Raw genomic sequence first — 24,074 nt, 5'->3', positions numbered from 1 at the left:
TCCGAGCCTATCGGATTAGGTTGTCCGGTTAACCTTGGGAGACATACCCTAGCCCGACGCCGCACCGCGAAAACGTCGCCGATACTGCAACGGTGCGACGTCGACGGCTCGACGCAGATGCGCCCGTAGGTTGGTGCCGCTGCCCAATCCCACCTGCGCCGCGATGTCGTCGACCGGCAGATCGGTGGACTCGAGCAGTCCGCGGGCCGCGTTGATCCGCTGCGCGGCGAGCCAGTCACCGGGCGACTCGCCGGTCTCGGCCCGGAATCTGCGGGCGAAGGTCCGCTCGCTCATGTGCGCGCGGCGGGCCATCTGCGCGACGGTCACCGATTCGGACAGGTTGCGCGACAACCACTGTCGCACGTCGGTCGTCGACTGTCCGGCATCGTCGGGGACCGGTCGCTCGATGAACTGGGCCTGGCCGCCGTCCCGCCACGGTGGCACCACCGCATAGCGCGCGACCCGATTGGCGACCCGAGTGCCATGGTCACGGCGAATCATGTGCAGGCACAAGTCGATTCCCGCGGACAGGCCGGCCGACGACAGAACATCGCCGTCGTCGATGAACAGCACCTTCTCATCGACGACGACCGTCGGGAACATCGCGGCGAGGTCGGCCGCCGACTGCCAGTGGGTGGTCGCCGGGCGGCCGTCGAAGATCCCGGCGGCCGCCAACACGAACGCGCCCGTGCAGATCGATGCGAAACGCGTTGTCGGAGAGCGCCGTTGGAACGCTTCAGCGACCTCGCGGGGCAATGTGCCCGTGTCGCGGACCGACGGATTGCGGGTACCCGGGACGATCACCGTGTCGGCGTCGTCGAGCAGCGCCAGGTCGCCGTGCACACCCAGCGCGTAACCGTGCGTCGACTCGACCGGTTCACCGTCGATCGAACACAGGCGAACATCGTAGAGCCGCTCCCCGGCGTCGTCGACGGCCGCGCCGAACGCCATCGGAACGATGGTCGCATCGAAGCCGATGACCGGCGCGAGGATCAGTACGACGATCCGGTGCGGCGACTGACTCATGGCAGAATCCTTTCATATATTGGCACTTATGCCAATGGTCGGCTCCGTCGCGAACTGCCATGCTCGTACCCATGCTTCGTTTACATCGCGCCTGGATCGTCTTCGGCGCAGCTTTCGTCGCGCTCCTGGCCGCGGCGGCCTTCCGCTCCGCCCCCGGCGTGATGATGGACCCCCTCAACCGGGAATTCGGCTGGTCACACGGCATCATCGGGCTCGCGATGTCGGTCAACATGATGCTGTTCGGCCTGGTGTCGCCGTTCGCGGCGGCGTTGATGGACCGCTGGGGCGTGCGGCCCGTCGTCGGTGCGGCGCTAGCGTCGATCGCCGTCGGCACGGCACTGTCGACGATGATGACCGCCTCGTGGCAGCTCGTCCTACTGTGGGGCATCCTCGTCGGCGCGGGCGCGGGATGCCTGTCCAGCGCCTTCGTCGCGACCGTCGCCACCCGATGGTTCGTCACTCGCCGCGGACTGGTCACCGGCGTCCTGACGGCTGCGAGCGCGACCGGCCAGTTGATCTTCCTTCCGCTGGTCGCGGCGGTCACCTCCGCGCACGGCTGGCGAGTGGCATCGCTGGTCATCACCGGTGCCACCCTGATCGTCATTCCGGTCGCGGTCGCGGGACTGCGCAGCTGGCCGTCCGACGTCGGGGTCGCCCCATTCGGTGCCACCGAGGTCGATCCCACCGAACGCGACGGCGTCGTGCCCGACGCGCTCGCGGGACTACGACTCGGCGTGCGTTCGCGCGTGTTCTGGCTGCTCGCGGGGAGTTTCGCGATCTGCGGCGCCACCACCAACGGCCTGTTGCAGACCCATTTCATCCCGGCGGCGGGCGATCACGGAATGCCTGCGACCACCGCGGCTAGCCTGCTGGCGCTCGTCGGGATCTTCGACGTCGGCGGGACCGTCGTGTCCGGCTGGCTCACCGACCGTTACGACCCCCGCGTGCTGTTGGTGGTCTACTACGTGGGCCGCGGTGCTTCGCTGGCGGTGTTGCCGTCGTTGCTGTCGCCGCATGCGTCCGCGGGCACGGCTGTGTTCATCGTCTTCTACGGGCTCGACTGGGTGGCGACGGTACCGCCGACGATCGCGCTCTGCCGCGAGGTCTTCGGCAACTCGACGCCGGTGGTCTTCGGCTGGATCTTCGCATCGCACCAGGTCGGTGCGGCTGTCGCCGCGTTTGGCGCGGGCGTCATGCGCGATGTCACCGGCTCCTACACCTCGACGTTCGTGGTCGCCGCCCTGCTGTGCGCCCTCGCCGCCGGACTCTGTGTGACAATTCCCCGACGGGAAATGTTTCGGGTACCCGAACTTTTGGGTTAGGATGACCACCATCTGATTCACGGCGGCCCATCGAACGGGTGCGGCGAGCCGAGGCGAAAGGTGGTGGACGCCAGTGACGGCGGTCGACGATGGACGGCGCGAGCAGGTCGACGGTCCTCACGTGTCGGTCAGTGAACTGCAGACCAAGGGGCGCTGGCGGGTCGTCGTCGCACTCTTCGGTCCGGCGTTCGTCGCGTCCGTCGCCTACATCGACCCGGGCAACTTCGCCACCAACTTCGCCGCGGGCTCGGGGCACGGCTACCAACTGGTGTGGGTCATCGTGATGGCCAATGTGATGGCCATCGTCGTGCAGTATCTGTCCTCGAAGATCGGTCTGGCGACCGGACGATCGCTTCCGGAGCTGTGCCGAGACCACTTCCCGCGCAAGACGAACGCGGTGTTGTGGCTGCAGGCCGAGGTCGTCGCGATGGCCACCGACCTCGCCGAGTTCATCGGCGCCGCCGTCGGGCTCTACCTGATCTTCGGGATTCCACTGCTGCCCGCCGGGATCATCACCGCGGTCGTCGCATTCGCGATCCTCGCGCTCGAACAGCGTGGTTACCGGAAATTCGAACTGGCGATCATCGCGATGCTCGCGTTCGTCGGAGCCGGTTTCGTGTATGTGTTCTTCGCCGCCGGGCATCAGGACTATCGTGCGCTGATCGCCGGGCTGGTCCCCGACCTCGGCGGCCACGGAGCCGCCGCGCTGACCGTCGGCATCGTCGGAGCGACCGTTATGCCGCACGTCGTATATCTGCATTCGGCATTGCAGCGCAATCGAATTCGCGCCGACAGCTCCGCCGACCGCCAGGTCCTGCTCCGCTACAACAAATGGGACTGCATCATCGGTCTCGGCCTGGCCGGAGTCGTGAATCTCGCGATGCTGTGCATCGCCGCCGGACTGTTCCACTCGGCTGGGATGACCGATGTCAGCGATCTCAACGAGGTCCACGCCCAACTGGGCGCAATGGTCGGCGGCGGTGCGGCACTGGCTTTCGCGATCGCCCTGATGGCCTCGGGCCTGTCGTCGGCGAGTGTCGGCACCCACGCCGGGCAGATCGTGATGGCCGGGTTCATGAACTGGCGGATGCCGCTGCTGCTGCGGCGCGCCATCACGATGGCACCCGCGCTCGTCATCCTCGCCATCGGTGTCAATCCCAGTGAGGCACTGGTGGTCTCGCAGATCGTGCTGTCGTTCGGCATACCGTTCGCGCTGGTACCGCTGCTGTTGTTGACGCGGCGCCGATCGATCATGGGCGACATGGTCAATCGGCTCGGCACGACGATCGCGATGCTGGTGATCACCGTCGTGATCACCGGGCTGAACCTGTATCTGCTTTACGACGTCGGCGCGGGCTTCGTCGGCTGATCGGCGACGAAGTCGGCTAGCCGCCGCAGACCGGCGCGAAGATCGTCGGGGGCGATCGCGTAGGACAGCCGGACGAACCGCTCGGCCCCGGTGACTCCGAAGTCGTGGCCGGGCGTCAACGAGACCCTGGCTCGCTCAAGTGCCTGCTCGCAGAACTCCCACGACGTGAGCCCGGTGCCGCTCACATCGACGTACACGTAGAAGGCGCCGTCGGGCGCAACCGGAACCGGTAGTCCCATCTCCGAAAGCGCTTGCAGCACAATTTCTTTGCGCTCGACGATCCGGCGTCGCCGATCCTGTGCCAGCTGGAGTGTCGCCGGCTCGAAACAGGTGACCGCCGCGTACTGCGCGGGCGTCGACGGGCAGATGTAGTAGTTCTGAGCCAACTTCTCGATCACCGGGACCATGACGTCGGGCACGACGCACCAGCCGAGACGCCAACCGGTCAGGCCGAACACCTTGGAGAAGCTGTTCACCACGATCGCGTCGTCGTCGACGGTGAGCACGCTGCGCGCCCCGGCGTCGTGGGTGAGGCCGAGGTAGATCTCGTCGACGATGCGCCAGCCGCCGCGCTCGGCCACCGCCGCGCAGATCTTCGTCAATTCCGTTGCGGCGAGCGATGTTCCGGTCGGATTCGACGGTGACGCGAGCATCACCCCGCGAGTATCGGAGTCCCATGCCGCGATCACCGAGGCCGCGTCGAGCTGAAATCTGGTCGCCGCTGACGTCGCCAGCAATGCGACGTCGGCGCCGAAACTCTCCGCGAACTGCCGGTTGCACGGATAGGAGGGATCGGCGACGAGCACGCGGTCGCCCGGGTCGATCAGCGCGGCGGCACACAACAGCAACGCTGCCGACGCCCCGGCGGTGACGCAGACGCGCCGCGGATCGACGTCGAGGCCGTCGACGGCGCGGTAGTGCTCGGCGATCGCCGACCGCAGTTCCCCGATTCCCACCGACGGCGTGTACGGCGTAGGACGCCCATCGGCGAGTTCGCGGACGGTGCGCAGGAATTCCGGCGGCGCACCGAAATCGGGCTCGCCGATGTTCAGGCGGGTGACGTGGCGGCCGGTGGCTTCCATGGCGTCGGCATGCTTGGCGAACTCCATCGCCTGAAACGGCGCGACCCGCTGCGCGCGCTGCGAGATCTGAAACTGCTTGCTGCTCACCGACATCAACTTACGCCGCGGCGTCGGACGCGTACGCTTGCACGGTGTCGGGTATCGGGTCGCGCATGTCGCGTGCGCTGTCGTTGTTCGCCGAGCACCGGCGCGGACTGGCGCTGGTACTCACGGTGATCTCCGTCCTCGTCGCCGCAAACCTGCTCGCGCACTTCACGACGCCGCTCGCCTCGGTGATCGTGGTTCCGATCGCGGCGGCGCTGCTGCTCGCCGGTGGCGCGCTCGCCGGATTGAATTGGTACGACTTGGGATTGACGCCCCGGCAACTGCGCGTCGGGCTGCCCTGGGCTGGCGGTGCGATCGGCGTCGTCGCGGTGATCGTCGCGATCGCCGTGGCCATCCCATGGTTTCGACAGTTCTTCACCTCGGACCGCTACGGGTCGTCGGGCGATGCGCTCTACGCTGCCTTCGTCACGATCCCCCTGCTGACCGTTCTGCCGGAGGAGATCGCGTTTCGCGGTGTGTTGCAGGCCGCGATGCTGAAGGTGTTTCCGCTGCGCATCGGGATCACCATCGGCGCACTGCTCTTCGGAACCTGGCACATCGCTTCGTCTTTCGGCCTCACCGGCGGCAACCGGGGATTGAGCGGCATCCTCGGTGACGGCACATTCGGGGAGATCGCCGGAATCGTCGGTGCCGTGATCGCCACGACATTCGCCGGCATCGTGTTCGGCTGGCTGCGTTACCGCAGCAGTACGCTGCTCGCGTCGATCGCCGCACATTGGGCCCTCAACGCCACCGGAGCGCTCGCGGTCGCCGCAGTGTGGCATCTGTCGAGTTGACTCGCCCAATAGTGCGAAACCCGGCGTGGCACACATAGAACAGACCTCAGCTGCGTCCTAGACTCGCTGACATGAGCCCGAATCAGCACGGCGACCCGCCCGCGTACGACCCGTCGTCGTACGATCCCTCCGCGAATCACTCCACGGGTCGGCACCCGGCCGACCATCACACCCAGCCCGGCCTGGATCCGACCGCCTTCGACAAGCCGCGACTCGACGTCGACCAGCCGGCACCGGCGAAGCCGGAAGCGTTGGGCGACAAGGTCAATCGCCTCGCGAAGAAGGGGGTCGTCTGGCTGGTGTTCATCGGCCTCGCGGTGATCACCTACTTCGTGCTGGCCAATCTGCTACCGCAGTGGTGGGCGCAACGGATCGCCGAACGCGTCAGCGGGCGATTCAGCACCGGCATCTGGGTAGGCTTCACGCTCGCCTTCTTCTGCACCCTGCTGCCGATTGTGTTCCTGTGCCTCGCCTTCGTCAACCGGGCGAAACTGAAGTACGTCCCGACGATCGCATTCACCGTGCTCGCCGTCGTCGCCGCGGTCCCCAACCTGCTGACACTGTCGATCGTGTTGGGGCGCACCAGCGGTGCGTACCGAGGACAGTTCATCCTCGACGTCAACGGTCCCGGTTTCCGCGGCGCCGGCGCGTGGGGAGCGATCATCGCCGCCGTCGTCGGCGCGCTCGTCTGCTATTACATCTGGCGGTTCCGCCGCCGCGGCCGGGCCCTCGCGAAGGAGCGGGCCGCCAACGCCGAGCTGCGCGATCCGAAGTAACACTGCCAACTACTCTCGCTGGTTGAGCGAGCTATTCCCGCTGGTTGAGCGAGCTATTCCCGCTGGTTGAGCGAGCGCAGCGAGTCGAAACCACGCAACCACCTCAGCGAACCCGACCCCCGACGAAATCGGTTGCGCCGACATGGTTTCGACACGGCCTCGGGTAGCGCTACTTCGACTCGGCTAGCGCCTCGCTCAGCACGGCGCTCGACCAGGCTCAACCAGCAGAGGGACGCTTCGGCCGGTGAAACCAGGCTCAACCAGCCCAGGAGACCTACCACCGTGGACCCCGGTCGAGCGAACACAGCCATTCTCGCGCCCACTCAATCGACCGGTGGTCCCGAGTACCTCGGTACCACGGAGAACACTTTCAGCTCCTTCGGCACGCCTTTGGCCTTGAACCGTTTGCGGCGCACGGAGAATGCCTCCGGGTCGCATTCCGCGAGCGCACGGTCGCTGGCGAAGACCTCCCCCGCTCCGGCGGCGGCGGCAACCCGGGCGGCGATGTTGACGTCGACGCCGAGGAAGTCGTCGCCGACGGCCCGCGGCGCTCCGGTGTGCACCCCCGCCCGCAGTTGGGGCCGATAGTCGTCGATGGTGATGGCGTTCACCGCCTGGATCGTCTCGTGGGCGGCGATGATCGCCTCACCGGCGTCGGCGAAGACCGCCATCGTGCCGTCGCCCAGTCCCTTGACGACCTGTCCGCCGTGCTGACGCACGACGTCGGACGTCGCGGTGTTTACCGCGGAGAGGAGTTTGAGAACCTGGTCGTCGCCGGCGGCCAGGGCCCAGGTGGAGAACGCGACGAGGTCGGTGAACAGGATCGTGGTGGGCACCGGCTCATCGCTGTTCGCCCGACGACGGGTGAGATTCTGCCATACCTGAACTGTCGCCAGACCCAATTCTCTTACCGCACTTGGCTGTTCACGATTGGCCTCATCGATCAGCCGGGCGAGACGATCCGACGTCCGCTCAGCCGGATTGACCGTGATCGGGGAGCCCGCCACCATGCTGCGCGCGGTACGAGCCATCCGGACGGCGGATTCGCTGGAATCGGCCCGTTCGATCAACTCGACGGCGCGCCGGCGCGCCGACCGTCGCGGCTGTGTCTGCGGCACTGCATCAGGATCCGGTTCAAGATCCTCGGTCATCAGCGGAACCTCTCGGCTTGTGTCGCCCTGGTCACTACGTCGTCGCACAGTCGTGTCACTTCGTCACTCCCCGCTCCCTCGGCGACCGCCGTCGCAAGATCTTCGGCGGCGCAGCGCAGCTCGAAGAGCCGATCCCGGAACGATTCGAGCTCGTCGGGAGCGAGAATCATCGCGTCAGCGGGAATGGACGTACCCTCGGTGAGCGTTCTCTGTTCGTAGGCACGCTGCCTGCACGACTGCTTACAGTACTTGCGCCGCCTGCCCCGCTCCGAATCGACGATGGTAGCGCCGCACCACGCGCAGGCATACGGGCGCCGGCGCCCGGCAACAACACTGGTCACACGGTCGAGAATACAAGCGCGTAGAATGGCCGGGTTACGCGCAAGCGATTTGGAAGGAATTTTCATGGCAGATCGAGTTCTTCGGGGTAGCCGTCTCGGCGCGGTGAGCTACGAGACCGATCGAGATCACGATCTCGCGCCTCGGCGCATCGTTCAGTACAAGACCGACAACGGCGAGATCTTCGACGTCCCGTTCGCCGACGACGCCGAAGTGCCCTCGAAATGGCCGTGCAAGAACGGCATGGAAGGCACCATCCTCGAAGGTGGCGTGATGGAGGAGAAGAAGGTCAAGCCGCCGCGTACCCACTGGGACATGCTGCTCGAGCGTCGTTCCGAAGAGGAACTCGAAGTGCTGCTCAATGAGCGCCTCGACATCCTCAAGGCGCGTCGCCGCGGATAGGCCCCAACCGACGACAGCCGCCCCCGACCGGTACCTCCGGTCGGGGGCGGCCTCGTCTCGGTGCAGGCCTCGCCCGCGGCTACGTGCGGGCGAACTTCTTGCGCCGACTTTCGATGCCCCACTTGGCGACCTGCAGGAACGCCTCGGTCATCACGCCGCCGCTCATCTTCGACTCGCCGATGGCCCGCTCGGTGAAGGTGATCGGGACTTCGCGCACGATGAACCCGGCCTGCAGCGTCCGCCAGGCCAGGTCGATCTGGAAGCAGTACCCGGCCGAATCGACCTCGTCGAGGCCTATCGTCTGCAGCACGCTGCGCCGATAGGCGCGGAACCCCGCGGTGATGTCGCGGATCGACGACCCCAGCGCGAGTCGGGCGTAGGTGTTGGCACCCTTGGACAGGAACTCGCGGCGCTTGGGCCAGTTCACGAGCTGCCCGCCCGGGACGTAGCGCGAGCCGATCGCGAGGTCGGCACCCGCGTTCACGGCGTCGAGCAGCCGCGACAACTGTTCGGGCGCGTGCGAACCGTCGGCGTCCATCTCGATGATGACGTGATAGTCGCGGTCGAGGCCCCACGCGAAGCCGGCGAGATAGGCCTTGCCGAGTCCGTCCTTCTCGACGCGGTGCAGCACGTGGATCCGGCCGTCGGTGTCGGCAGCTGCCAGCTTGTCGGCGACCTCCCCGGTTCCGTCCGGACTCGAATCGTCGACGACGAGCACGTGAATACCCGTCAACGCCTTGTGCAGCCGGTCGATGATGATCGGCAGATTGTCCCGCTCATTGAAGGTCGGAATGACGACCAGTGCGCCTTCGCCATGGGGGCCGACCTGCTCGGTCGGGTGTTGCGCACCGTCAGTCCCGGCTGCCATCGGGCTCCTTCGTAGTTGTGCCGTCTCCCCTCGGGGCACCCGGCAGTCGGTTGAATCGACTACTCAATCTAGTGTGCGTGGCGATCGCAAACAAAAAACCGCAGATGGCAAAGAGCACGAGAACCCGCGTCGGCCAGCCGCCCAGCCGCGTGGCCAGCGTCTTCGACGTGTGCAACACCACTCGTCCGGTCAGGGTGTCGGGGGTGAAGAACTCGCTCTGGGCGGTGATCGATCCGTCCGGTGCGACGATCGCGCTGATTCCCGACGTCGCCGCGACAAGCACCGTGCGACCGTGTTCGACGGCGCGCACCTGCGACATCGCCAGCTGCTGATAGGTCATCTCGGTGCGGCCGAAGGTCGCGTTGTTGGTCGGTACGTAGAGGATCTGCGCGCCCTGATCGACGGCTGCTTGGGCGGATCGGTCGAAGGCGACCTCCCAGCACGTCGACACACCGACGCGCACCGGCCCCGACGTGCCCGCGACGTCGAGCACCGACGGACCGGTGCCGGCTTCGAAGTCCCCCGCCATGTCGGCGTAGGACGAGAACAGCCGGAAGAACGGCCGCCACGGCAGGTACTCGCCGAACGGCTGCACGATGTGCTTGTCGTAGCGCCCTACCGGGCCGTGCGTCCCCTCCCACAGCAGCACCGTGTTGGTGTATCGGCCGTCGGGATTGCTCACCAGCGTGCCGACGAGGATGGGTGCGCCGACGGCGACCGACGCCGCGGTGATCTCGTCGGCCGCATCGGAGTTGGTCAGCGGGGAGATATCGGAGGCGTTCTCCGGCCACACGACGAAATCCGGCCGGGGTGTCGTTCCGGCGTGGACGGCTGCGGCCAGTCGTTGTGTCTGCGCGACGTGATTGTCGAGCACCGCGCGACGCTGTGCGTTGAAGTCGAGACCGAGCCGCGGGACATTGCCCTGGATGACCGCGACCGACGCCGTCGTCGGCGATAGATTCTTGTCTTGCGACCCGGGAGTCAGCGCGATCGCTGCGACCGGCGCCACCAACGCCAGCACGACGAGGACCATCGCCGTCCGCAGCCGCGCCGAGCGTAATGGATGGCGGTCGTCGGGGCTGAGCGCGTCGTCGGACGCCGAGCGCCGATACGACTGCCCGAGCATCACCAGCAACCACGCCACCGACGACCCGAACAGCGCGACGCCGAACGATAACCCGGTGACGCCGACCGCCGAGGCCAATGGCAGCAGCGGACCATCTGTTTGACTGAAAGCTGCTCTGCCCCAGGGGAATCCACCGAACGGAAAGGTCGAGCGGGCCGCTTCGACGGCGACCCAGCTCAACGCGAACCACAGCGGCGGCACCGGCAGACGCATACTCACCGTGGCCATCACCCCGAAGGCCGCGAGGAACACCGCCAACACCGTCGCCAGCGCCAGCCAGGGCAACGGCCCGACGTACACCCCGATCCAGGGCAGCAGCGGAATGAAGAAGGCCAGCCCGAAGACGAAGCCCACCCAGGCGCCCAGACGTACGCGCGGCCGGCCCAGGCGCAATGCGACGGCGAGCAGACCGAGTGCGACGACGGCCAGGAACCACAGATTGCGCGGCGGGAAGGCCGCCCACATCAAACCGCCCGCCACGGCGCCGACGGCGGTGCGCCACCCCCAGTCGCGGGCGCGCTCGTCGCGCAACAGCCGTCCCGGCTCGACGCTGATCACCGGGCGTCGGCTCCGACGCCGATGTCGCCGAAGATCGCCCGACCGGCCGACACGGTCGCGACGCAGGTCGGCAACGTGGCGCCGGGAGCGACGTCGGGCAGCGACGGAACTCGCGAACGCGGGTCGGTGGACCAGCGCTGCACTTTCTCGTCGGAGCCGGCGACGACGAAGTCTTCGACCTCCCAGACCGCGTAGTGCGCGGGCGCCCCCGGAACCAGCGTTCCGGTCATCCCGTCGTTGATGCCCGCCGCGCGCCACCCGCCGCGGGTGCAGGCGGCGAACGCTGCTCGCGCCGACACCGCGCTGGTCGACGTGTGGTGATGTACCGCCGCCCGCACCGTTGCCCACGGGTCGACCTGGGTGACTGGAGCATCTGACGAGAATGACAGTGCCACACCGGTTTTCGCGAGCATCGCGAAGTCGTTCAGACCGTCGGCGCGATCGCCGAGGCGAGTACGGTACAGCGCGCCGGGTCCGCCCCATGCGGCGTCGAAGGCGGGCTGCATGCTCGCGATGACGCCGCAGCGCGCCAGTGTCGCCGCCTGTGCGGCCGTGACCATTTCGGCGTGCTCGACGCGGTGCGCGCATTTCGCGATCGACGCCGTCGGAAGTTGCGCGGCGAGGCGGTCCAGCGCATCGACGACGCCGGCCATCGCGCGGTCGCCGATGACGTGGAATCCGGCCTGCACACCGGCATCGGTGCAGGCGCGCAGGTGGGTGTAGATCTGCTCGGCGTCGAGGAATTCGACGCCGCTGGTGCCCAGATCGTCGGCGTACGGCTCGGACAACAGGGCCGTGCGCGAGCCGAGGGAACCGTCGACGAAGAGGTCGCCGGCGAGGCCGTCGGCGCCCGTTTCGGCGAGGACCGCCGTGGCCTGCGCTGCGCTGGCGACCGGTGCGCCCCAGAGTCGACGGACGGCGACCGGGTGATCGAGGTCGCCGACCGCGCGGAAATCGTCGAGGCCGGCGATCTCCGGGCCGCCGTTCTCGTGCACGGCGACGATGCCCGCGGCCGCGCAGTGGTCGAGGGCACGCCGCTGAGCGGTCGCGCGTTGCCCCGCGGACAGCGACGCGCGGGCGGCGGCTCGGACCGCGTGGTGGGCGTCCCCGGTCAGCGGGCCGTCGACGCCGACACCCGTCATGCCGGCAAGCTCCGGAACCGCCGCACGCAGCGCCGACGACGCGAGCGCCGAATGTTCGTCCACCCGGGACAGATACACCAACCGGTCCCCGACGACGGCGTCGATCTCTTCGGTCGTCGGGATCCGGCGGTCGGTCCACGTGGATTCGTCCCACCCGCCCTGGATGACAACGGCGTCGCGGCTCAGACCGCCGACCAACACGCGCAGTCGATCGAGAAGATCCGCCGCTGACACGGCGTCTGCGGCGGTGCGCCCGCTCAGCGCAAGCCCGAGTGGGGTCAGGTGGACGTGTGAGTCGACGAATGCCGGTGCTACGAACCGCCCGCCGAGGTCGATGACCTCGGCGTCGGGGTGAAGTGCCGCGCCGACGGCGTCGGAGCCGACCCACACGACGACACCGTCGGTGACCGCCATCGCGGTGGCGTCCGGCGAGGCCGGGGTATAGACGTGACCGGAGACCAGAAGTTGGGTAGCCATAGGGCTTCTAGTGTGCCGTGCCCGGGCACGCCCGCGGTCAGTGCCCCCGCTCGAGTTGCGGCTGGGTGATGACGTGCGGGTAGGCGGTAGTCGGGGCGACGACGGTGCTCTCGACGAACACCGTGCCGTCGACGACGGTTCCCGGCATCGCACCGGTGGCGTAGAGGGTGGCACGGTCGACGGCGCCGGCGAATTTGCGTTCACCGTAGGCGCTCACCGCGGGCGCGAGAGCCCGCCGCACGGGCTTGGCGAGCAGCGCCAACCCGAGCACCGAGGTGACGATCCCCGGCACGATCAGCAGCATCGTCGACACCGCCAGCAGCGCGGTATCGGTGAGCGCCTTCGCCGGTGCGATCTCGTTGCGCGCGGCCATGGCCAGGTCGCCGAAGACCGCTCGGCCGCGCCGGGCGAGCAGGATCAGTCCCGCTCCGCCGGCGGCGACGGCGATCAGCAGTGCCCAGCCGAAGCCGAGCCATATCGACAGCCCGACGAACACCCCGATCTCGACGACGAGGTAGGCCAGAAAGATGAGGCGTTTCATGACAGGTTCCGTCCCTTCGCAGACTTCCGCGGCCGGTGTGAACAAGCCGCACGTCGAGTACAACGAACGAGGAGACGATTTTGCTCCCGGCGCCTACTCTCCTCGCCCCTCGATGTCGCCCTCGGTCTGCAGATACACCTGACGTAGGTCGTCGAGCATCTGGTCCGGCGGTGCCTGCCACATCTTGCGTTCGACGGCTTCGAGGAGTCGTTCGGCGATACCGTGCAGCGCCCACGGATTCGACTGGTTCATGAACTTCTGATTGGTCTCGTCGAGGACGTAGGACTCGGTGAGCTTCTCGTACATCCAGTCCGCCACGACGTCGGTGGTCGCGTCGTAGCCGAACAGATAGTCGACGGTCGCGGCCATCTCGAAAGCGCCCTTGTAACCGTGGCGTTGCATCGCGGCGATCCAGCGCGGATTCACGACTCGGGCGCGAAAGACCCGGCTGGTCTCCTCCGACAGCGTACGAGTGCGCACCGCGTCCGGCCGGGTCGAGTCACCGATGTAGGCCTCCGGCGCGGACCCGGTCAGCGCGCGCACCGTGGCGACCATGCCGCCGTGGTACTGGAAGTAGTCGTCGGAGTCGGCGATGTCGTGTTCGCGGGTGTCGGTGTTCTTCGCCGCGACCGCGATCCGGCGGTACGCGCTGCGCATGTCGTCGACGGCGGCCACCCCGTCGAGCCCACGACCGTAGGCATAGCCGCCCCACTCGGTGTAGACCTGCGCGAGATCGGCGTCGGTACGCCACTGTTGCGAGTCGATCAGCTCCAGCAACCCGGCGCCATAGGTTCCGGGTTTGGAGCCGAAGACGCGGGTGGTGGCTCGACGACGGTCCCCGTGCTCGGCGAGCGATTCCGTGACATGTGCCGCGACGAAGTTCTGCTCGGCCGGTTCGTCGGCACCCGCGGCGAGCGCGACGGCGTCGTCGAGCATCGCGACGACGTGGGGGAACGCATCGCGGAAGAAGCCCGAGATGCGGATCGTCACATCGATGCGAGGCCGGCCGAGTTCGGCGAGGTCGATGAGTTCGAGATCGACGACGCGCCGCGACGCCTCGTCCCAGATCGGTGAGACGCCAAGCAGCGCAAGCACTTCGGCGATGTCGTCGCCGGAGGTGCGCATCGCCGAGGTGCCCCACACCGACAGGCCGACCGACGTCGGGTACTCGCCGTGATCGGCGAGATAGCGCTCGACGAGCGAGTCCGCCATGGCCCGGCCGGTCTCCCAGGCCAACCGGCTCGGCACCGCTTTGGGATCGACCGAGTAGAAGTTGCGTCCGGTGGGCAGCACGTTGATCAGTCCCCGCAGCGGTGAACCGCTAGGTCCCGCGGGGATGAACCCGCCGTCGAGCGCATGCAGGATGCGGTCGATCTCGGCGGTGGTCTGGCGCAGGCGGGGTACCACCTCGGTGGCGGCGAACGTCAGCACGTCGGCGACGGCCCGTGGGCGTCCCGCCGACGCCGCGGCGACCGCCTGCGTCGACCAGTCCCCCGCCGCACACTGCGAAACCAATTCGCGTGCAACGGCTTCGGTGGCGTCGACGTCGGCGCGGATCATTTCGGCCCGCTCGCTGCGCTCCCGGCGCCGTTGGATGCTGTCGCCTTCGATCATGCCCAGCGCCTCACGCAGCCCGGGCAGCGCGGCGGTGCCACCCCAGAGCTGCCGAGCCCGCAGCATCGCGAGGACGAGGTCGGTCTCCGACTCACCGCTGGGCGGTGCGCCCAGAATGTGCAGACCGTCGCGGATCTGCACGTCTTTGATCTCGCACAGCCAGCCGTCGACGTGCAGCAGCATGTCGTCGAAGACTTCCTCGTCGGGGCGCTGTGCGAGTCCGAGGTCGTGGTCCATCTTGGCCGCCGTCAACAGCGTCCAGATCTGCTGACGGATCGCGGGCAGCTTGGCGGGATCGAGCGCGGAGATGTTCGCGTGCTCGTCGAGTAACTGCTCCAGTCGAGCGATGTCGCCGTATGACTCGGCACGCGCCATCGGCGGAATCAGATGGTCGACGAGGACGGCGTGTGCACGACGCTTGGCCTGCGTGCCTTCGCCGGGATCGTTGACGAGGAACGGATAGATCAGCGGCAGGTCGCCGAGCGCGGCGTCGGTGCCGCAGTCGGCCGACATGCCCAGCGTCTTGCCGGGCAGCCATTCGAGGTTGCCGTGTTTGCCGACGTGCACCACGGCGTCGGCGCCGAAGCCCCACTGCTGGTCGGCCAACCAGCGATAGCAGGCGAGGTAGTGGTGGCTCGGCGGGAGGTCGGGGTCGTGGTAGATGGCGACCGGCTTCTCCCCGAACCCACGCGGCGGCTGCACCATCAGCACGATGTTGCCGAATGTCAGTGCGGCGACGACGATGTCGCCGTCCGGGTTGGCCGAGCGGTCGACGAAGAGGTCGCCCGGCGCTGGTCCCCAATGCTCCTCGACAGCGGTGCGCAGCCCCCGCGGGAGGGTGGCGAACCAGGCTCGGTAGTCGGCGGCGGAGACACGAATCGGGTTGGCGGCCAACGCTTCTTCGGTGAGCCAGTCGGGATCCTGACCGCCCGCGGCGATCAGTGCGTGCATCAGCGCATCGGAATCGTCCTGTGCCAGGCCGGGAATCGCATCGTCGCCGGCCGCGGGCCCGATGTCGTAGTCCGCGGCGCGCAGGGCGTCGAACAGTCGCAGTAGGCTCTTGGGGGTGTCGAGGCCCACCGCGTTGCCGATGCGCGCATGTTTGGTCGGGTATGCCGAGAGCAGCAAGGCGACGCGACGCTGGGCGGCGGGGATGCGCCGCAGACGCGCGTGGCGCACGGCGATGCCCGCGACGCGCGCGCACCGCTCGGGGTCGGGCTGATACCAGGGCAGACCGTTCTCGTCGAACTCCTTGAACGAGAAGGGCACGGTGATGATGCGGCCGTCGAATTCGGGGACGGCCACCTGACTGGCGACGTCGAGCGGCGACATGCCGTCGTCGCTGGCGGCCCAGTCCTCGCGCGAGCCGGTCAGGCACAAGCCCTGCAGGATCGGGATGTCCAACGCGGCGAGGCGTTCGATGTTCCAGGCCTCGTCGTCGCCGCCCGCGGACGCGGTCGCCGGAGTGGTTCCGCCCGCCGCGAGGACGGTGACGACGAGTGCGTCGGTGGTACCGAGCAACTCGATGAGTTCGTCGGGCGCCGAACGCAGGGAGGCGCAGAACACCGGCAGCGCCCGCGCGCCCGCGGATTCGATTGCGGCACACAATGCGTCGACGTAGCGGGTGTTGCCGGCCAGATGCTGGGCGCGATAGTAGAGCACGCCGACGGTGACCTGCGACGCCGCTTCGTCCGCGGCGGTCTCCGACGTCGCGTCACTCGTCGCACGGTCGAGGATTCCCCACGACGGCGTCTGCACCGGCTCGACGAAGCCGAGTCCGGTGAACAGCACGGTGTCGGAGAGGAAGTTGTAGGCATTGGCGAAGTTGTCGACGCCGCCCGCGGCGAAGTAGTTGTGCGCCTGCGCGACGACGCCGGCCGCGACGGTGGACAGCGCCATCAGATCGGGATCGGGCGACGTCTCGCCGGACAGCACGACGACGGGTTTGCCGACGGCGAGCACCGCGTCGAGGCCCTCCTCCCAGGCCCGACGGCCGCCCAGGATGCGCACGACGATCAGGTCGGCGTCGGCGGCGAGGTCGGGAATGTCGTCGATGAGCAGCCGCGACGGGTTGGCGCCGGCGAATCTGGCGTGATCGCGCCGGTCGGTGGCCGCGGCCGCGGTGATGAGGTCGGTGTCCGAAGTGGACAGCAACAGGATCTGGGCGGTGTCGGTGTCAGCGGCGTCAGCAGTCATGGTGCTGCCAGCCTAATGGCGACGTGGCTACCCTGGTCAGGTGACCCTCAGTCCCCGATCCGCGGCCCAGACGGCACCCCGCACGGGCGATGACCACTGCCCCGGCGTCTTCGCGACCCACGCCGCTGCCGATGGTCCGCTGGCCCGAATCCGGCTGCCCGGCGGCGCACTGACCGCCGAGCAGTTGCAGGCATTGGCGCGCGCCGCCGCCGACCACGGCGACGGTCACCTCGAATTGACCGGACGGGCGAATGTCCAGTTGCGCGCGATCCGCGACGTCGGGGCGGTGGCCGCGTTGATCGCCGACGCCGGGCTGGTGGCCGATGCGGCGACCGATCGGCAGCGCAACGTCGTGGTCTCGGCGTTGTCGGGGCGGGTCGGAGGCGTCGACGACGTGCGTGAGGTGGCCAGACGACTCGACGATGCGCTGCGTGGGGGCGCGGCGCCCGGCGGGCTGTCCCGGCGGTTCTGGTTCGGCGTCGACGACGGTCGGGGCGACGTGATCGCGCAGCGGCCGGACGTGACGTTGGTGGCAACCGGCGAGCAACGGTTCGACGTCGTGTTCGGCGATGAGCACGTGGGATCGACCGACGCGGCCGGTGCCGTCGACGTATTGCTGGGTGTCGCAACGCATTTCGTGTCCGCCGCGCCTGATGCCTGGCGGGTGAGCGAGGTGGACGCGCGCCTCGTCGCGGCGATGCGCGCACACCTCGGAACGTCCCTGGCCCCGGCATTTCACACCGCTGCGCCGGCTCCCGCACCGCGTACCCCGGTGGTCGGGTGGTTCGATCAGGACGACGGCCGGGTCTTGTTGGGTGCCACCGTCGCGCTCGGACGGCTCCCCGCGCGGACCGCCGAGTTCCTGGCGGCGATCGGCGCGCCGCTGGTGATCACACCGCACCGCGAAATCCTGATCTGCGACCTCACCGAAGGGGTCGCCGAGACCGTCGTGCGCGTCCTCGCACCGATGGGGCTGATCTTCGACGCGGCGTCGCCGTGGACGTCGGTGTCGTCATGCGCGGGGATGCCGGGATGCGCCAAGGCGCTCGCACCGGTGCGCGACGACCTCGTCGCCTACGTCGCCACCGTGGCTCCCGGTGAGATCGGTACGGCGCAACACTGGGTCGGCTGCAGTCGGGGCTGCGGAACGCCCACCCACGCGCATGTGCGGGTCGAGGCGATCTCCGACGCCTCCGGGGCGACCGAATATCGTCGTACGCCCATGTCATAGGCTGACTTTCATCATGAGTGAGCACTACTCCTATGTCCGCGACGGCGCGGAGATCTATCGTCGGTCCTTCGCCACCATCCGTGCCGAATCCGACCTGTCGGCCTTCGACGACGACCTCGCGACGGTCGTCGTTCGCATGATTCACGCGAGCGGGCAGACCGACCTGACCACCGACGTGCGGGCCAGCACCGGACTCGTCGACGCCGCGCGCACCGCGCTGAACGCCGGCGCGCCGATTCTGTGCGACGCCACCATGGTCGCGTCGGGCGTGACTCGCAAGCGACTGCCCGCCGACAACGACGTCCGGTGCTTTCTCGGCGAGCCCGGACTGGCCGAGCTGGCGGAGAAGCTGGGTACGACCCGAACCGCCGCGGCCGTCGAGTTGTGGCGCCCGCACCTGGCCGGTGCCGTCGTCGCGATCGGCAACGCTCCGACCGCGCTGTTCGCGCTGCTCGAGCTGATCGACGCCGGCGGACCCGTGCCTGCGGCGGTCATCGGTGCGCCGGTGGGGTTCATCGGGGCTGCGGAATCGTGCGCGGCCCTGGCCGCACGGCCCGACGTCGACTACCTCACGGTGCTCGGCCGGCGGGGCGGTTCGGCGATCACCGCCGCGGCACTCAACGCGCTTGCGAGTCCGGTCGAATGAGCGAGGCAGCCGTGCGGGTCGGAAAGTTGTGGGGCGTCGGCCTCGGCCCCGGTGACAGCGAACTCGTCACCGTGAAGGCCGCTCGGGTCATCGGGGACGCCGACGTCGTGGCGTATCACTGCGCCCGGCACGGTCGGAGCATCGCGCGCGGTGTCGCCCAGCCGTATCTGTCGTCGGGACAGATCGAGGAGCGGTTGATGTACCCGGTGACGGTCGAGACCACCGATCATCCCGGCGGCTATGCCGGCGCGCTCGCCGACTTCTACACCGAGAGCGCACAGCGGTTGGCGGTTCACCTGGCCGCGGGGCGCGACGTGGTGCTCCTGGCCGAAGGCGACCCGCTGTTCTTCAGCTCGTACATGCACATGCACAAGCGGCTGGCGCCGCACTTCCCCGCGGAGATCATTCCCGGTGTGACGTCGGTGTCCGCGGCGTCGGCGGCGATCGGCGTCCCGCTCGTCGAGGGCGAGGAGAATCTGACGGTACTGCCGGGGACCGCCCCGAAGGCCGAACTCGTCGCGAAGTTGCGGGCGGGACATGCGCTGGCGATCATGAAGTTGGGCCGGACCTTCCCCACTGTCGTTGCCGCACTTGAGGAATCGGGACGCCTCGACGAGGCGTGGTACGTCGAACGCGCATCGACGAGCCAACAGCGGGTGGCGCGCGTCGTCGACGTCGACCCCGCGTCGGTGCCGTACTTCTCGTTGATAGTCGTCCCGTCGCCGATGAATCGGGACTGGGTCGGCGATCGAGTGGAGGTACCCGACGCCGCGTCGACGCCGGGTTGCGTGACCGTCGTCGGCCTGGGGCCGGGTGACGACGCGCAGACCACCCCGCAGGTGTCGGCGGCGCTGGCCGAGGCGACCGACCTGATCGGATACAAGACATACCTGGCCCGGCTGACCGCGCGGCCCGGGCAGCGCGTACACGCCAGTGACAATCAGGTCGAGTCCGAGCGCGCCGAGTTCGCGTTGAGTCTCGCCGAGCGTGGTGCGCGGGTCGCGGTGGTGTCGTCGGGTGATCCGGGGATCTTCGCGATGGCAACCGCGGTTGCGGAGATCGCGGCGGAGCCACGCTGGCACGACGTCGCGGTGCGGGTGTTGCCGGGTGTCACCGCGGCGACTGCGGTGGCCGCCGCGTTCGGCGCCCCGCTGGGCCACGACCTCGCGATCGTGTCGCTGTCGGATCGTCTCAAGCCGTGGGAGGTGATCGCCGAACGCATTCGCGCCGCGGTGACGGCCGACCTCGTGGTAGCGATCTACAACCCGGGGTCGTCGCAACGGACGTGGCAGGTCGGCGAACTCAAAGCGCTTCTGCAACAGCATCTTCCGGGCGATCGCGTCGTCCTGCTGGGACGCGACGTCGGCGGGCCGACGCAGTCGACGCGGGTGACCAGCGTCGATGAGCTGGACCCGACCGTCGTCGACATGCGGACGCTGATCATCGTCGGGTCGTCGACGACTCGGGTGGTCGAGCGGTCCGCGGGCGACGTGGTGTTCACGCCCCGCCATTACAGCTGACGGGTACCTTTCGCCACGGCTATCGCCGAATCACCGTCCGCACCCAAGCCAGCGCCGACGCAGCGTCGTCGACCGCTACCAGTCCCGCCGGCTCGACCGGGCGCTCGACCATCACGACCTCGATGCCCAACTCTCGCGCGGCGTCGAGTTTGGCCCGCGTCAGCGCTCCCCCGCTGTTCTTCGTCACCAGTGTCGTGATCCGGTGTGCCGTCATAAGCGCGGCCTCGTCGTCGTGACGGTATGGCCCACGCGCGGAGAGGATTTCGGCGTTCGGTGGCAGTAGCGCCGACGGTGGGTCGACGACGCGGATCAGAAACCATGCATCGGTGACGCCCGCGAATACGCCGACGTCCTGGCGTCCGGTCGTCAGAAATACACGGCCGCGTCGCGTCGCGACGTAGTCGGCGGCGGCGGCCATGTCGGGTAGGCGAAACCAATCGTCCCCGGCACTCGGCGACCACGGCGGGCGACGCAGACGCAGCAACGGCGTCGACGATGCCGCGCACGCGGCAACCGCGTGGCGCGTCATCGTCGCGGCGAACGGGTGCGTCGCATCGACGACGCACGAAATCCGTTCGGCCCGAACATAGTCCGCCAGGCCGTCGACGCCGCCGAAGCCGCCGATACGGACCTCGCCGACGGGAAGTCGGGGCCGCTGCACCCGGCCGGCCAGCGACGACACGACGTCCATACCGTCATCGACGGCACCGGCCGCCAACTCACGCGCCTCCCCGGTGCCACCCAGAATCAACAGGCGACCGCCCCGTTCAGTGCCCGGCATCGTTGCGCAACTTGGTCATTCGGGCCTGCGAGTACAGGTAGCTGTCGGTGACGTCCGGATGCGCCGCGGCGTCGAGCACCCGCCCGACGAAGATGACGGCGGTCCGTCGGACGCCTACGGCGTCGAGCACTCCCGGCAGGTCCGCGAGCGCGCACCGAACGATCCGCTGATCGTCGCGACTCGCGAAAGCGACTGTCGCCGTGGGACAGTCGGCCCCGTAATGCGGCGCCACCGCATCCACTATCTGCTGTGCCTGATGCGCGGCCAGATGCAGAGCGAGGGTGACGCCAGTCGTGGCCAACGTCGCCAAATCCTCTCCGTCGGGCATATCCGTCGACAGCGTCGACACCCGCGTGATGAGCAGACTCTGCCCGACGCCGGGCACCGTCAACTCGGTCGACATCGCCGCCGCGGCTGCCGCGAAGGCGGGTACGCCGGGCACGATCTGATAGTCGATGCCCAACTCCGCAAGGCGTCGAACCTGTTCGGCCACAGCGGAATACAGCGACGGATCGCCCGAATGCAGCCGAGCCACATGATGTCCGCGGGCATCGGCGGCGGCGATGTGCTCGATGATGTCGGGCAATGGCATTCGCGCCGTGTCGATCAGCGTCGCATCCGGTGGGCAGTGCACCAGCATCTCCCGCGGAACCAATGAGCCCGCGTACAAACAGGTTTGGCACCGAGCGAGGAGCTCGGCGCCCCGCAACGTCAGCAGATCGGGCGCTCCCGGCCCCGCGCCGATCACGTAGACCGTCACTCGCCACTCCCCTTCTCAACCACCCATTGCACAATCGGTAGCAACGGCCGCCACGTCGTCATCGTCCCCAGCGGCCCAGCTTGTTCGATGCCGAGCCTGGTCATCGTTCCGCCGAACTCGGCGAACAGGGTCGCGAGCAGGGTCTGGTTCTCGACGGTGACCGCGTTGACGACGAGTCGTCCACCCGGCCGCAGACGCGCCCACGCGGCGTCGAAGAGTGTGCGGTCGAGTCCGCCGCCGACGAACACCGTGTCGGGGTCCGGCGCCTTCGAGAAGGCGGCCGGCGCCGCGCCGACGATCGTCAAGCGGTCGGCCACCCCGTGTCGCGCGGCATTGCCGGTGATTCGCCCGGCCCGGGTCGTCACCGTCTCGAAAGCGATTGCGCGACTTGATCGCTCGACCCGCAGCCACTCGATGCCGACGCTGCCCGAGCCTGCGCCGACGTCCCAGAGCAGCTGTCCGTCGCTCGGCGCCAGCGCGCTCACGGTGAGCGCCCGGACGACCCTCTTGGTCAGCTGGCCGTCGTGATCGTAGGCGGTGTCGTCGAGGCCGGGGGTGGCGATCCGCTTGGGTCCGCGCAATTGCAGGGCGACGATGTTCAGCGGGTCGACGTCGGGGGCTTTCCAGACGTCGGCGCGGTCGGACCTGATCCGTTCCGCCGGGCCGCCGAGCTGCTCCAGGACGGTCATCGAGCTCGCGCCGAAGTGGTTGTCGCACAGTAGTTCCGCAATATTCGACGGCGTGCGTGCGTCGCGCGACAGGACGAGCAGGCGGGTGCCGCCGGACGCGTGCGCGAGGATCGTCGACGGCGACGCGGTCACCAGGGACACCACCTGGGTCCGTGCGAGATCCCAGCCGAGACGGGCGGCGGCGAGGCTGGCGCTGGAGACGGCCGGGATCACCCGGACCGCGTCGGCGCCGACGCGGGCGATGATCGACGCCCCGACACCGTGGAACATCGGGTCGCCCGAGGCGAGGATGTGCGTGGGGTGGGTTGGGTCGCCGGCCCCTCGATACACCGAAGCTCGCAAGCTCGCTTCGGCACTCGGGGAGCGGAGGGCCCGAACTCGCACGCTCGCTTCGGCACTCGGGGAGCGGAGGTCCGGAACACGCGAGCTCGCTTCGGCACTCGGGGTGCGGAGGTCCCGAACTCGCACGCTCGCTTCGGCACTCGGGGAGCCGGTAACTTCCTCGCCCGGGGAGCGCAGGGCCCGAACTTCCGAGCTGCCTTCCTCGCCCGACGAGCGCGGGGCCAGCTCGTCCAGGTGCTCGTTCATCGGTGAGCGCCACGGCACGATTGTCGCCGATACGTGGCCGTCGAGCATCGCCAGTTGCCGGGGCGAACCGAGGATCGTGGTCGCGCCGGCCAATTCGTTCTGCGCGGCGCGCGTCAGGCCTTCCCAGCCGTCGGCTCCGATGCCGACGACGACGAAGCGGACCGCGCTCACCTCGGCAGCCGGCGCCAGATCGCGCGTGGCAGCAGGCGGAACACGAAGATCGTCGGGCGTATCGCCCACGGCACCCACACTTCTCGCCGACCACTGCGGTAGGCGCGCGCCACGGCGTCGGCGACGGCGTCGGCGGTGACGCTCATCGGGGCCGGCTTCACGCCGGTGGCCATCAGGTCGGCGGTCATCGCGCCGATGACGAACCCGGGCCGCGCGAGCAGCACGCGAACCTTGGTGTGGTGCAACGCATCCGACAATCCGCTGGCGAAGCCGTCGAGGCCGGCCTTGGTGGAGCCGTAGACGTAGTTGGCTCGCCGGACGCGCGCGCCGGCGATCGACGAGAAGACGATCAGCGTCGAGCGCATGGTCTGTTTGCGCAGACTGTTGGCCAGCAGCGTGAGAATGCTGACCTGTGCCACGTAATCGGTCTGCGCGATCTGCAGCGCGTGTGCGACGTCGGTCTCCGACTTCGCCGCGTCGCCGAGAATGCCGAAGGCGACGATCGCGGCCTCGACCGGGCCGTAGTCGGCGGTCAGTTGTTCGACGAGCGCGGGATGCGATGCGGTGTCGTCGGCGTCGAAGGCGACGGCCGTCACGTCGCGCGCGCCCGCGGCGAGGACGATCGCGCGCTCGGCGGCCAAGTCGTCGGGACGTCGGGCCGCCAGCACCACTCGACGGCCCGCTGCCAGTCGAGCTGCCAGCGCGACGCCGATCTCGCTGCGGCCGCCGAACAGAATGATGGTGCCCGCGTCGGGTTGTGACATTCCTCGATCATCCCACCCGGCCGATGCCGCTGACGCGCCCGGGTATCCGGGCAC

21 protein-coding genes are annotated in these 24,074 nt (G+C 68.6%); 8 read left to right on the top strand and 13 right to left on the bottom strand.

Annotation, left to right across the window (positions count from 1 at the left end; genetic code table 11):
- Positions 1–48 precede the first annotated feature (48 nt).
- Positions 49–1,026, bottom strand: a complete 978-nt coding sequence (locus HH308_RS02205; protein ID WP_170192485.1) for a GlxA family transcriptional regulator — start codon at positions 1,024–1,026, stop codon at positions 49–51.
- 71 nt (positions 1,027–1,097) lie between these two features.
- Here HH308_RS02205 and HH308_RS02200 point away from each other — a divergent pair, with 71 nt between their 5' ends.
- Together HH308_RS02200 and HH308_RS02195 are read left to right on the top strand one after the other, a co-directional pair.
- Positions 1,098–2,348, top strand: a complete 1,251-nt coding sequence (locus tag HH308_RS02200; protein WP_170192484.1) for an MFS transporter — start codon at positions 1,098–1,100, stop codon at positions 2,346–2,348.
- A gap of 73 nt (positions 2,349–2,421) precedes the next feature.
- Complete coding sequence (locus HH308_RS02195) at positions 2,422–3,717, top strand: Nramp family divalent metal transporter (RefSeq protein ID WP_312870284.1); 1,296 nt, start codon at positions 2,422–2,424, stop codon at positions 3,715–3,717.
- Here the strand turns inward: HH308_RS02195 and HH308_RS02190 are convergent.
- Positions 3,687–4,892: an aminotransferase class I/II-fold pyridoxal phosphate-dependent enzyme gene (locus HH308_RS02190; RefSeq protein WP_170192483.1), complete on the bottom strand. Its 1,206-nt coding sequence runs from the start codon at positions 4,890–4,892 to the stop codon at positions 3,687–3,689. The two genes, HH308_RS02195 and HH308_RS02190, sit on opposite strands and share 31 nt — an antisense overlap.
- Before the next feature lie 38 nt (positions 4,893–4,930).
- Here HH308_RS02190 and HH308_RS02185 point away from each other — a divergent pair, with 38 nt between their 5' ends.
- Positions 4,931–5,680: a CPBP family intramembrane glutamic endopeptidase gene (locus tag HH308_RS02185; RefSeq protein ID WP_312870283.1), complete on the top strand. Its 750-nt coding sequence runs from the start codon at positions 4,931–4,933 to the stop codon at positions 5,678–5,680.
- Between the two features lie 71 nt (positions 5,681–5,751).
- The gene (locus HH308_RS02180; RefSeq protein ID WP_246284076.1) at positions 5,752–6,456 is read left to right on the top strand and encodes a hypothetical protein; all 705 of its coding nucleotides are present in this window, start codon (positions 5,752–5,754) and stop codon (positions 6,454–6,456) included.
- Positions 6,457–6,779: 323 nt separating this feature from the next.
- On the opposite strand, the gene HH308_RS02175 is transcribed toward HH308_RS02180, so the two are convergent.
- Together HH308_RS02175 and HH308_RS02170 are read right to left on the bottom strand one after the other, a co-directional pair.
- Positions 6,780–7,607 (bottom strand): adenylate/guanylate cyclase domain-containing protein, encoded by an 828-nt coding sequence (locus tag HH308_RS02175; protein ID WP_170192482.1) that lies wholly within the window; start codon positions 7,605–7,607, stop codon positions 6,780–6,782.
- Positions 7,607–7,948: a hypothetical protein gene (locus tag HH308_RS02170; RefSeq protein WP_170192481.1), complete on the bottom strand. Its 342-nt coding sequence runs from the start codon at positions 7,946–7,948 to the stop codon at positions 7,607–7,609. The genes HH308_RS02175 and HH308_RS02170 overlap by 1 nt, the downstream gene beginning before the upstream one ends.
- Before the next feature lie 64 nt (positions 7,949–8,012).
- On the opposite strand from HH308_RS02170, the gene HH308_RS02165 reads away from it, so the two are divergent.
- A complete protein-coding gene (locus tag HH308_RS02165; protein WP_170192480.1) occupies positions 8,013–8,348 on the top strand; it encodes an RNA polymerase-binding protein RbpA in 336 nt (111 codons plus the stop codon).
- 79 nt (positions 8,349–8,427) lie between these two features.
- Here the strand turns inward: HH308_RS02165 and HH308_RS02160 are convergent, their stop codons facing one another.
- From HH308_RS02160 to cobN, 5 genes are all read right to left on the bottom strand, one after another.
- The gene (locus HH308_RS02160) at positions 8,428–9,216 is read right to left on the bottom strand and encodes a polyprenol monophosphomannose synthase (RefSeq protein ID WP_170192479.1); all 789 of its coding nucleotides are present in this window, start codon (positions 9,214–9,216) and stop codon (positions 8,428–8,430) included.
- Positions 9,200–10,900, bottom strand: coding sequence for an apolipoprotein N-acyltransferase (gene lnt, locus HH308_RS02155; protein WP_376767148.1), 1,701 nt, complete (start codon positions 10,898–10,900; stop codon positions 9,200–9,202). The genes HH308_RS02160 and lnt overlap by 17 nt, the downstream gene beginning before the upstream one ends.
- Positions 10,897–12,519, bottom strand: coding sequence for an amidohydrolase (locus HH308_RS02150; RefSeq protein ID WP_170192478.1), 1,623 nt, complete (start codon positions 12,517–12,519; stop codon positions 10,897–10,899). The genes lnt and HH308_RS02150 overlap by 4 nt, the downstream gene beginning before the upstream one ends.
- Positions 12,520–12,556: 37 nt before the next feature.
- A complete protein-coding gene (locus HH308_RS02145; RefSeq protein ID WP_170192477.1) occupies positions 12,557–13,060 on the bottom strand; it encodes an FxsA family protein in 504 nt (167 codons plus the stop codon).
- Positions 13,061–13,153: 93 nt separating this feature from the next.
- Positions 13,154–16,870, bottom strand: coding sequence for a cobaltochelatase subunit CobN (gene cobN, locus HH308_RS02140; protein ID WP_170192476.1), 3,717 nt, complete (start codon positions 16,868–16,870; stop codon positions 13,154–13,156).
- Positions 16,871–16,910: 40 nt separating this feature from the next.
- On the opposite strand from cobN, the gene cobG reads away from it, so the two are divergent.
- Genes cobG through cobJ form a run of 3 tightly spaced genes read left to right on the top strand, consistent with a single transcriptional unit; the run spans position 16,911 to position 20,267 of the window.
- Positions 16,911–18,101, top strand: a complete 1,191-nt coding sequence (gene cobG / locus HH308_RS02135; protein WP_170192475.1) for a precorrin-3B synthase — start codon at positions 16,911–16,913, stop codon at positions 18,099–18,101.
- A gap of 13 nt (positions 18,102–18,114) precedes the next feature.
- Complete coding sequence (locus HH308_RS02130; RefSeq protein WP_170192474.1) at positions 18,115–18,747, top strand: precorrin-8X methylmutase; 633 nt, start codon at positions 18,115–18,117, stop codon at positions 18,745–18,747.
- Positions 18,744–20,267, top strand: a complete 1,524-nt coding sequence (gene cobJ, locus HH308_RS02125) for a precorrin-3B C(17)-methyltransferase (protein WP_170192473.1) — start codon at positions 18,744–18,746, stop codon at positions 20,265–20,267. The genes HH308_RS02130 and cobJ overlap by 4 nt, the downstream gene beginning before the upstream one ends.
- A gap of 19 nt (positions 20,268–20,286) precedes the next feature.
- On the opposite strand, the gene HH308_RS02120 is transcribed toward cobJ, so the two are convergent.
- Genes HH308_RS02120 through HH308_RS02105 form a run of 4 tightly spaced genes read right to left on the bottom strand, consistent with a single transcriptional unit; the run spans position 20,287 to position 24,020 of the window.
- Complete coding sequence (locus HH308_RS02120) at positions 20,287–21,048, bottom strand: cobalt-precorrin-6A reductase (protein ID WP_170192472.1); 762 nt, start codon at positions 21,046–21,048, stop codon at positions 20,287–20,289.
- Positions 21,035–21,808: a precorrin-4 C(11)-methyltransferase gene (gene cobM / locus HH308_RS02115; protein ID WP_170192471.1), complete on the bottom strand. Its 774-nt coding sequence runs from the start codon at positions 21,806–21,808 to the stop codon at positions 21,035–21,037. The genes HH308_RS02120 and cobM overlap by 14 nt, the downstream gene beginning before the upstream one ends.
- A complete protein-coding gene (cbiE, locus tag HH308_RS02110; RefSeq protein ID WP_376767147.1) occupies positions 21,805–23,325 on the bottom strand; it encodes a precorrin-6y C5,15-methyltransferase (decarboxylating) subunit CbiE in 1,521 nt (506 codons plus the stop codon). The genes cobM and cbiE overlap by 4 nt, the downstream gene beginning before the upstream one ends.
- Positions 23,253–24,020 carry an SDR family NAD(P)-dependent oxidoreductase gene (locus tag HH308_RS02105; protein WP_170192470.1) on the bottom strand — a complete coding sequence of 256 codons (768 nt, stop codon included), beginning with the start codon at positions 24,018–24,020 and terminating at the stop codon, positions 23,253–23,255. The genes cbiE and HH308_RS02105 overlap by 73 nt, the downstream gene beginning before the upstream one ends.
- Positions 24,021–24,074: the final 54 nt, after the last annotated feature.

Source organism: Gordonia asplenii (assembly GCF_012933505.1).
Taxonomy (GTDB): domain Bacteria; phylum Actinomycetota; class Actinomycetes; order Mycobacteriales; family Mycobacteriaceae; genus Gordonia; species Gordonia asplenii.
The sequence above is the reverse complement of the archived record's forward strand: the minus strand, read 5'-3'. Positions and strand labels throughout refer to the sequence as shown.